The sequence below is a fragment of the Arcticibacterium sp. genome (assembly GCF_055134445.1).
The window spans coordinates 1-9,716 of record NZ_JBSRVI010000070.1 but is presented as its reverse complement, the minus strand read 5'-3'; the positions used below and the strand labels follow the sequence as shown (position 1 = coordinate 9,716).

Sequence of the window (9,716 nt, the reverse complement as noted above, 5' to 3'; positions counted from 1 at the left end):
AACTTGTGCTAAGCTAAAAAAGGATAATTAAAAGGGACTCATTTTCTAAAATGGAGAGTATGAGCTTGTCTTGGAAATGTCATTTCATGTCAAGTCTGGGGCTTTTAAGCAGCTAAGCTGCTAGCTTAGAAGATCGGTGTATGTCATTCGTCCGACATGTTGTTCCATTTTACAATATGCTTAGTGTTCCGCCCAAAAGTCCTACCATCTTTCCCATTGGAGGGTAAACAAAAGTTTCGGATTTTAATGGCGTTTTAATATGCTTCATTTGTATAAACACGGGATAGTTATTTTCTCTAATGAGCTGATGTCATTTTAGTTTTAAAATAGTCTTTATCCTATCCCTCTGTCTTAATTGATGGCGAAAATGCATTTCTATAAATTGTTGCCATTCCATAGCATTAAAATAATTTAAACCTGGATGCTTTGTTTTACCATAGAACTTACTGTTTAAAATTTGACTGTCATAATATATAATTGTCTCTTTTAATTTAGCAAGCGAACTCAAAATTTCTTCTTTGCTATTGGGCTGACAGGTGTTATTATTAGAAGGGGGACCTTCAATTAAATCATTAGGAAATTCATTATTGAAAAACATCGTTTTGGCATTTTCTGTCATTTCTTCCGTTGCATTTTCATTATTAGAAAGGCAAATGGTAATCTGTTCAAGAAAATAATTCGTGGAGTCTATTAGATGAACACAAACTTGCCCTAGTGACCAACTATTTTGTGAATATTTAGAGCATATTTGTTCAAAGCTGTATTGTTCTATATCATTTATCCAAACATCAATTGTATTTTTAATTTCTCCGCTTGTCATTTTTTTATCCTTAGTATTCTGATAGATTTTGCGAATCACTTCTCAATGACCACTCGTATTGGTGTTTATCCGCCTTAATGGCTTAAGTTGCGTCTATATCTCTTATATATTCGTTTGTAAGTGTTTGTTTTCGGATAGTTGTATCCGTTCAAAAAGTGAAATTGGAGAAATTTCTTGGTACCACCAAAAGCATTTATTTTTCGGCAATTAGGGGTTGTTAATACAGAAAGAAGAATCTAGTTTAGTAAAAGTTTGATGCTTATTTAAAGCTAAGCAAATGATAAGCCTGTGTCGCTATCTCTAACTCTTCATTTGTAGCTATGACTAGCGTTTTAACCTTAGCCGTTTTAGAGCTTATGTCTAGGAAGTCATCCAACTTTTGGTGGTTAGTTTCCAGGTTTATCTCCATGCCTAGATAGTCCATATCCTTACAGATTTTGGCCCTCAAAACACTAGAATTTTCTCCGATTCCAGCCGTGAAAACGATGGCATCAAGACCATTCATGGCAGCCGCATAAGCTCCAATGTACTTTTTGATGCGGTAAGCGTTCATTTCTAGTGCCAAAATACTATTCTCGTCACCAGCTTCGGCGGCTTTTTGTATATCTCTGAGATCCATAAAACCCGTTAAGCCAAGCATGCCGCTTTCTTTGGTCAGCAGATGGTTTACTTTATCTAAATCATAACCTAGCGTGTTAACCATATAAAATATGAGGCTGTGGTCTATATCACCACTTCTGGTTCCCATGATCAATCCAGCCGACGGCGTAAATCCCATACTGTGATCTATACTTTTTCCATTTTCTATCGCCGTCATACTGCAGCCGTTGCCAAGATGAATCGTAATGATTTTGCTCTTGGCTGTGCCTAAATAATCTTGGGCTTTTTTAGCCACATATTTATGACTTGTCCCATGAAAACCATACAGCCTTATTCCCTCTTGCAAGAGCATATTGGGGATAGCATATTTAAAGGCTTTCTCTGGAATAGTTTGATGAAATGCCGTGTCAAATACCACCACTTGAGTAGCTTTAGGGAAAATTTGCTCTGCAATTTCAATGCCTTCTAAATTGGCAGGATTATGCAATGGAGCTAAAGAAAAGAGGGATTTAATCTCTTTTTTTACTTCCTCATTCACCACCGTGGTATCCGCATATTTGCTTCCACCATGAACGACCCTATGTCCCACTGCCATTATTTCATCGGCATGTTTTATGGCACCTACTTCTTTATCAACGATGAGCTCGGCTATCAGTTTTAGGCCTGTTTTATGGTCTTTGATTTCTTTTTCTACCAGTCTCCTTCCTTTGAAAGATTTGTGGCTTAGTTGTGCGTCTTTTTCACCTACTCTTTCCAATATGCCAGAGCAAAGGACCTTTTCTGTGGGCATTTGAATCAGCTGATATTTAATAGAGGAACTGCCAGAATTTAAAACTAAAATATTCATAATTACTGACCTTGAGCCTGAATTGCGGTTATGATGACGGTATTGAAAATGTCATTGACTGTACAGCCTCTACTGAGGTCGTTTACAGGTTTATTTAAGCCTTGTAAAATTGGGCCTATGGCCAATGCTCCAGTTTCTCGCTGTACTGCTTTGTATGTATTATTTCCAGTGTTTAAATCAGGGAATATGAAGATACTGGCCTGCCCAGCCACTTCTGAGTTAGGCAACTTGCTTTTACCAATTTTCATGTCCACTGCGGCATCATATTGAATAGGCCCTTCTATTTTTAGATCTGGTCTCTTGCTCTTCACTATTTCCGTAGCTTTCCGCACCACATCTACATCCGCCCCTACACCAGAAGCCCCAGATGAATAAGATAGCATCGCTATTTTAGGCTCAATGCCGAAAGAAATACTGGTTTCTGCGGAGGAAATGGCTATTTCGGCAAGTTCTTCTGCAGAAGGATTAGGGTTGATAGCACAATCGCCATAGACGGTAACTCTGTCTGGCAGACACATAAAAAACACAGAAGAAACGACGGAAACGCCTGGCTTAGTTTTCACAAACTGCAAAGCTGGCCTGATGGTGTGCTGCGTAGTATGAGCAGCACCAGAAACCATTCCGTCTGCATCACCTTTGAAAACCATCATAGTTCCAAAGTAAGACACATCTTCCATCAAGTCTCTCGACATTGCTTGATTCAGACCCTTATGCTTACGCATTTCATAGAGCGAATTTGCATACGCATCAAAATCTGGAGAGTCCGTAGGATTTATGATACTAACTTTTGAAAGATCCAGCTGTATATCAAGACTTGCTAGAAGTTGGGCTATTTTACTAGGCTGCCCTAATATGGTTAAGTCCACCACATCTAGATCAATCAATTGTTTAGCCGCTTTCAGGATTCTTTCATCATAGCCTTCTGGAAGTACAATGTGTTTCTTATGCCTTTGGGCTCTTTTAAGCAGATTGTATTGGAACATCCTTGGTGTGATTCCATTTTGCTCAAAAGTGATGAGCTTATTGGAAAGGCTTTCTACATCCACATTTTGCTCAAAAACTTGCATTGAAACTCTGATCTTCTCCGTGTTTTCTGCATATACTTTAGGCCTGATATCACCAATTCTGTTAGTGACCGAAAAAGTACCTTCATTTACAGAAATGATAGGAACCACTTCGCTTAAGCCTTCAATAAGTTTCAAAATAGACTCTTCTGGAATTAAACCGCCTGTAAGGATAATGCCAGATATGGCCGGATAATTGGCCGAAAGGTTAGCTTGAAGTGCTCCAAGGATAATGTCTGCCCGGTCTCCAGGAGTGATCACCAGACTGCTTTCTTTAAGATGGGTGAGGTAATTTCGGAGCTGCATGGCTCCCACACTAAAGAAGCCGGCTTGGTTATTTAAGTATTGCTCTCCAAATAACACTTTACCATGAAGTTCATCCACAATTTCCTTTACCGAGGGTTGTGAGAGACTTGTGATTCTTGGGATGACCTCAATTAAAACACTCTTTGGCAACTTTTCTTTCAAAACCTTTTTTACAGCTTCTTGGTTTTCGGGTAACACCTTATTGGCAATGGCCATTAAAACAGACACACCGTTTCCTTTAAAAGAGTCTGTAGCCATTTGTAAATTACCTGCAAGCTCATCTATGGTCTTTCCTGTTTCCGTAGCTAAAATAATGGCTGGAATACCAAGGTTTTTGGCAATCAAAACATTCATATCCCACTCGATGATGGAGCTTTCGCCTGAGAAGTCGGAACCCTCTACTAAGATAAAATCAAACTGTTCTTCAAGTGTTTTATACTTGTCAATAATTTGACTGATTATTTGGTCTTCTTTGCCCTTATTTAAAAGGTCAATAAGTTCATTTCGGGTGAAAACATAGGCATCTTTTGCCGCAATAAGCAATTCAAAATGATTGATCATTGTTCTAATATGATTATCCATTTTGCCATCATTGAGGTTATCAATGATAGGTCTGAAGTAACCCACCTTGGCAGTCTTACCCAGTAGCATTTGCATTAAGCCAAGTGAAACAACGGACTTACCACTATTTGGGCCAGTTGTAGTAATATATATTCCTTTGCTCATGTATCTTATATTCGTTTGTAAATACCCAATAAGGTAAAAACAGTTGTCGTTATTTTTTAAAATGCAAAAGTCTAAAAAGAACAGCAATCACCTTATGAGCATGGTCATATAATCAATTTGAATCATTCAGCACTCAAAAAGTAGTATAAAGGCTAATTGGAGGAGTTTTCTACGGTTTTAGCATTAGTTATCGCATTTAACATGCCATTGAAAATTAAGCCATGAAAGGGCAAGACGGCATACCAATATAATCTGCCTGCTACGCCCAAGGGCCTGAAAGTGGCGGTTTGTATAAGCTTGTTGCCTTCTATTTTAAATTCTAACCAAGCTTCTCCTGGCAGTTTCATTTCTGCAAATAGCAGTAATCGCCCTTCTTCTTTGTCGGCATATAACACTCGCCAAAAATCTATGGTATCGCCCACATTGATGCTTGTAGGACTGGTTCTACCTCTTCTGAGTCCTACACCGCCAGATAATTTGTCCATAAAACCTCTGATTCTCCACAGCCAATTTCCATAATACCAACCCGTGCTGCCGCCAATGGCCCATATTTTAGCTACGGTTAAAGCACGGTTTTCCATGGTCTTGCTTCTGCTGTCTTTAAAACAACCGAAAGAGGGGACTTTGATAAACTCCGAGATATTGAAATTTATGCCACTGCTTGCATAGGAGTCTTTCCAGCTAGAAAGTATTTCGTTGTTTTCAATTTTGCTGAAAGCCCGATTCAAGGCTTCTTTATAACTTAAAGGATTAATGCCTAGGATATCTGCTAGTCGCCTATCGCGGCATACCACCTCTACTTTCATGCTGTTTACTAGAGAGGTGGCTAGTTTATAAGAGGTAGAGGTAACAAAATAAAGCCAGTAGGAAGAGAGCTTGGGCGTCATGACGGGTACCACAAAAATCTTACGTTTCAGGTTTCGGCTTTTACCAAAATCTAAGAGCATATTTTTATAGGTCAAAACATCTGGACCACCAATATCAAAGTTCTGATTGAAAGTTTCAGGATGGAAAATGGTTTTGGAAAGAAAAGCAATGACATCCGAAATTCCAATAGGCTGGCATTTCGTGTTGAGCCATTTTGGGGTAATCATGACCGGCAGTTTTTCCACCAAATCTCTGATGATTTCAAAAGAAGCACTACCAGAACCTATGATAATACCTGCCCTTAAAGCCGTGAAATTATAATCGCCTTTGCTGAGCTCTGTTTCCACATTTTTTCTGGAAGATAGATGTTTCGATAGCTCTGTGTCATTTACGATACCCCCTAAATAAACCACATGTTTGACCTGCGTTATTTTAAGGGCATTTCGGAAATTGATGGCAGACAGCTCCTCCAAAGATTGATAATCGCCGGAGGCCGACATGGAATGCACCAGATAATAGGCACCATCAATATCGGTAGGGATATTTTCTAAAGAAACTTCATCTAGCAGGTCTAATTTCAGAACTGAAATACTTTTTCTAAGGGATTCGGGCGGATTAAACCTTTTGGGGTCTCTCACGCAGCAAACCACCTCATGTCCGGCATCAATAAGCACTGGAAGCAGCCTTTTGCCAATGTAGCCTGTAGAACCTGTAAGAAGTATTTTCATTTAAATGGCATATGCTTTAGACGAATTACGAAGGATGGTGTAGTGGGGTTTATGGGTGAATTTATATTATGCTATTTTCTTCCCTTTAATACCACTGGCACAGCCATAGAAATATGCTACGTATTCTACCTCAAAATTTGGTCTATTGAATATCTGAAGCACTTTTTTAGCGTTCTTAAACTCCTGCGTGTAAATTCCAAGCATTCTATAGGCTTCAGGACTACCAAGAAATAATTTACCTAAAATAGGAATGACGTTTTTTAGATAGAACATATAAAAACTTTTTAAAAACTTGCCATCTGGAACAGAAACATCAACCAGAGAGAACTGGCCATTTAGTTTTAACAATCGGTCAATTTCATCTGCCAGTAAGGCCAGCTGTTCTTCATTAAAGGTTTTTAAACCAAAGCCGGAAATAACAACATCGGCAGTTTGGGCTGGGATGGAGTTGTCAAAGACATTCTCTTTATGAACTTCAATGTTGCTGTTTATAAACTTAGACTTGTTTTTATTAGCTCGGTTAATCATCTCTGAAGAGAAATCAAGACCGATAAGTTTAGTGTTTTTGTTACTTTTTTTAAGAATGTATTTCCAGCATTCACCCATTCCTGTCAATAGGTCGACAACCGTACTTCCTGGCTCAATTTCTATTTCCTTAACACACTGCCGTCTCCACCTTTCGCTAAAGCCAAATGAGGTGATGTAGTTCATTCTTGAATACGAGCCACTCATTTTATCAAATAGCTTTTCAACAAACTTAGGCTCGTATATTTCTTTCATGGTTCTTTTTTATGGTTTCAGCAATGATGCAATAATAGACAATATTAAACCTGCTTTATGCATAAGGCAATCTCCTGATTTTATCGGGACCGGAGCTAAATTGCTTCAAATTAGTATACTTCGTTAAACTCAGCACAGGCTACACCCATTTAAACTCAATCACCAGAACCCTTCGACATTATCTCAGGGTAAACGCTATGCGAATCGCGTTTAATTGTCTGATTTATTGTACTTTAAAGCTCGTAACGATTCCCCAACGCATAATCCGGGTTTAAGGGTGGCCCACTATTTTGCTAAAGCTTTAGAACGATATATTTTTTTTGCTTGTGAGGGTTTATAGCCACCATCATACAGTTTTCCAATGTTAGTTTTTAATTTTTCAGGGAAATCTTCTTTTGAGTTTATTCCATTTTTTTCAAATGCTTTAATCGTAAGTTCAGCGGTAGCTCTACTGTCAGCTTCTGCTCTATGGTGATTAAAGGAGATTTTGTTATGATTACATAAGGTTTTCAAGTCGTATGCAGGAAGCCCTTCCCAAACCTTTTTGGAAAATATGTAACTACAAGAGTATTCTAATTCGGGAAATGGAAGATTATACGCTTCAAGGGTTCTTCTTACAAACACTGAAGTCAAACGCCGCATTATGAGCTATCAAAAATTTATTTTCAATTAGGGGTTTTATTTCATGCCATAATTCGTTGAATTCTGGTTTGTTAGCTACATCTGTTGGTCTAATGCCGTGAATGGCAATGTTGAAATAGTTAAACTCTTCATACTTTGGTTTTATTAGCCAAGACTTACTCCCAACGATTTTGAAATTTTCAACAAATGTCAGTCCAATTTCACATGGGCTGTCTCTTTGTGCTGTTGCTGTTTCAAAATCTATCGTTATAAAATCCATATCTTAATGTCTATTTTTAATTGGGTGGAGCATTAATATAAACGGAGTATTCGTTTAAGTAAGCTATCTTTTATACCCATGCGTAAAAGTAGTTTGTCATGGCTTGCTTATACTCTTGGTAAATCGAAATTGTAGAATTAATTCCACAATACCAAAAGCGTTTATTTTTATGGTAAGGTACGTAGCAAAAAACTCCATCAGATAAACTGATGGAGTTTTTAAATGTAGCTTAAAACTATGTTTTAGACTTAAACCGTTGCTGGTTCCCAAGCAAACTTTTGGAATGGAGCGTCCACAGGGGTATTTGCAATATGGTTGGTGTAGTTACTAATCACTTTCTGAGATACACCAAGTATCACTTCTAGTAATTGTCTTTCTTCATAACCTACCGCATAAAAATTTGCCAAATCTTCATCTGTTAAACGTCCACGATTTCTAACAATTTTTAATGTTGTGTCATGCAATACCTGTAATTTCTCTGTTGGCATAGCCGTACTGTTTCTTAATGCTTCCGAAAGGGATGAATCCACTTTCATCATACCCGCAATGGCAGTATGTGCAGGCACACAATAGTGACATTCGTGCTCTACGTTTACAGTTTGCCAAACTACGGTTTGCTCCTCTGCGTTAAGTGAAGATTCTAAAAATAATTTACCTACAGTTTGGTAGGCTTCCAATAAGCCTGGAGCTCCGGCCAATACACCATGTAAACCAGGAATCATTCCATTGGTTTTAAGCGATTTCTCTAATTTTCCTTTGCTCTCTTCTGGAGCTGTTTCGATGTTATGGATGGTTAATGTTGTCATAATTTGTTGTTTTATTAATTGTTGATAAACTAAACATTCGTTTAGTTATTGGTTAAAAAAAAAGTTAAAGCTCTTTGAAAATGTGTTCTATATAATTGTCCAGTTGTGTTTTACTAAATAACCTGGTGGCAGATGATAATCCAAACATGGAAATAATCAGAAAGTCTGCCTGCTGTTCTATGATTTCTGGTGCCTTGGTTTCATCTTGCTTTAAGCTCGTGGTAAATACTTGTCTTACTTCAGCGGTAAATTTTGATAAAACTTCCTTTATTCTCTCGTCAGCATCTGGTCTTAATTCATTGGCAGTGTTGGTCACTAAACAGCCTTTACCAAATTCGGTTTCTTTGGTGAATTCAATAAAGTCATAGAAGTATTGTTTAATACCTGCTATGCCGTCTGTAGAAGCTTTCAGCTTGCTTATGAGCTTGTTTAGCTCCTTTTTATAACATTTTATGCTTTCAAGGAAAACACCATTTTTACTGCCAAAGCTAGCATAGATAGAAAACTTATTAATGCCCATTTCTTTTTCTAGCATGTGCATAGAGGTTGTTTCATAACCGTTTCGCCAGAATAAATTCATGGCTTTCTCGATAACCTCTTCTTCTATATATTCTTTTTTTCGTGCCATTGTTTCTTAAGTGTCACAAAACTAAACAATCGGTTAGATATAAAAAAGTAAACGTTGATTTAATATTTTTACAACCATATAAATTCCGTGATTATTAGTTTAAATTATTCCATTGAAATAATGGAATCTCGCTTATTCAAGCTGTTCCAGAGCGTACATTAAACGATTTTGAGCACCGTCTTGTGAGCCAAATATGCAGCGAGAAAGATGCCCGTCTTTTGTAATTAAAACCCATTGTGGCGTTCCTTCGGAATCAAATTGGTCATAGACCGCATGCCTGTCATCTAAGAAAATAGGAAAAGGAAGCTCGTCAATAGTGAAAATGCTTTTAATGTCATTTTCGGTGACTTGTATGTTTTTAAAGTTGGTATGAATGCCCACCACCTGAATGCCGACATTTTCTTTTTGGAGTTGGTACGCCAGCGGAATTGCTCTGCCTGTACAGCCCAAGCATTGGTTATTATAGATAATAGCCAAAAGCGGCTTTCCTTTATAAAGTTTTATTAAATCAATTTGTTGTTGATTGAAATCCTGAACCATTATGGATGCCACTAATTCATTCTCCTTAATCATGTCTTTTAGTTTTACTACTGTGCTATTAACGTCATTTAATAACTAACTGTTCATACATTTCTGTAAACGT

At 37.7% G+C, this 9,716-nt stretch carries 10 protein-coding genes; all 10 read right to left on the bottom strand.

Annotation, left to right across the window (positions count from 1 at the left end; genetic code table 11):
* Positions 1-310: 310 nt before the first annotated feature.
* A complete protein-coding gene (locus ACTBZY_RS09700; protein WP_463046137.1) occupies positions 311-820 on the bottom strand; it encodes a DinB family protein in 510 nt (169 codons plus the stop codon).
* Positions 821-1,079: 259 nt separating this feature from the next.
* Positions 1,080-2,267, bottom strand: a complete 1,188-nt coding sequence (locus ACTBZY_RS09695; protein WP_463046136.1) for an acetate/propionate family kinase — start codon at positions 2,265-2,267, stop codon at positions 1,080-1,082.
* 2 nt (positions 2,268-2,269) lie between these two features.
* Positions 2,270-4,363 carry a phosphate acetyltransferase gene (gene pta, locus ACTBZY_RS09690; RefSeq protein ID WP_463046135.1) on the bottom strand — a complete coding sequence of 698 codons (2,094 nt, stop codon included), beginning with the start codon at positions 4,361-4,363 and terminating at the stop codon, positions 2,270-2,272.
* Positions 4,364-4,515: 152 nt separating this feature from the next.
* Positions 4,516-5,958, bottom strand: a complete 1,443-nt coding sequence (locus ACTBZY_RS09685) for an SDR family oxidoreductase (protein ID WP_463046134.1) — start codon at positions 5,956-5,958, stop codon at positions 4,516-4,518.
* Positions 5,959-6,024: 66 nt separating this feature from the next.
* The gene (locus ACTBZY_RS09680) at positions 6,025-6,738 is read right to left on the bottom strand and encodes a class I SAM-dependent methyltransferase (protein WP_463046133.1); all 714 of its coding nucleotides are present in this window, start codon (positions 6,736-6,738) and stop codon (positions 6,025-6,027) included.
* A gap of 285 nt (positions 6,739-7,023) precedes the next feature.
* On the bottom strand, positions 7,024-7,371 hold the full coding sequence (locus ACTBZY_RS09675; RefSeq protein ID WP_463046132.1) for a 3'-5' exonuclease family protein: 348 nt from the start codon (positions 7,369-7,371) through the stop codon (positions 7,024-7,026).
* Entirely contained in the window at positions 7,340-7,639 is a 300-nt protein-coding gene (locus ACTBZY_RS09670; protein WP_463046131.1) for an exonuclease domain-containing protein, read from the bottom strand. Before ACTBZY_RS09670 ends, ACTBZY_RS09675 begins: the two co-directional genes overlap by 32 nt.
* 248 nt (positions 7,640-7,887) lie before the next feature.
* A complete protein-coding gene (locus ACTBZY_RS09665; RefSeq protein WP_463046130.1) occupies positions 7,888-8,445 on the bottom strand; it encodes a carboxymuconolactone decarboxylase family protein in 558 nt (185 codons plus the stop codon).
* A gap of 64 nt (positions 8,446-8,509) precedes the next feature.
* A complete protein-coding gene (locus tag ACTBZY_RS09660) occupies positions 8,510-9,073 on the bottom strand; it encodes a TetR/AcrR family transcriptional regulator (RefSeq protein ID WP_463046129.1) in 564 nt (187 codons plus the stop codon).
* 132 nt (positions 9,074-9,205) lie between these two features.
* A complete protein-coding gene (locus ACTBZY_RS09655; RefSeq protein WP_463046128.1) occupies positions 9,206-9,646 on the bottom strand; it encodes a TlpA family protein disulfide reductase in 441 nt (146 codons plus the stop codon).
* Positions 9,647-9,716 lie beyond the last annotated feature (70 nt).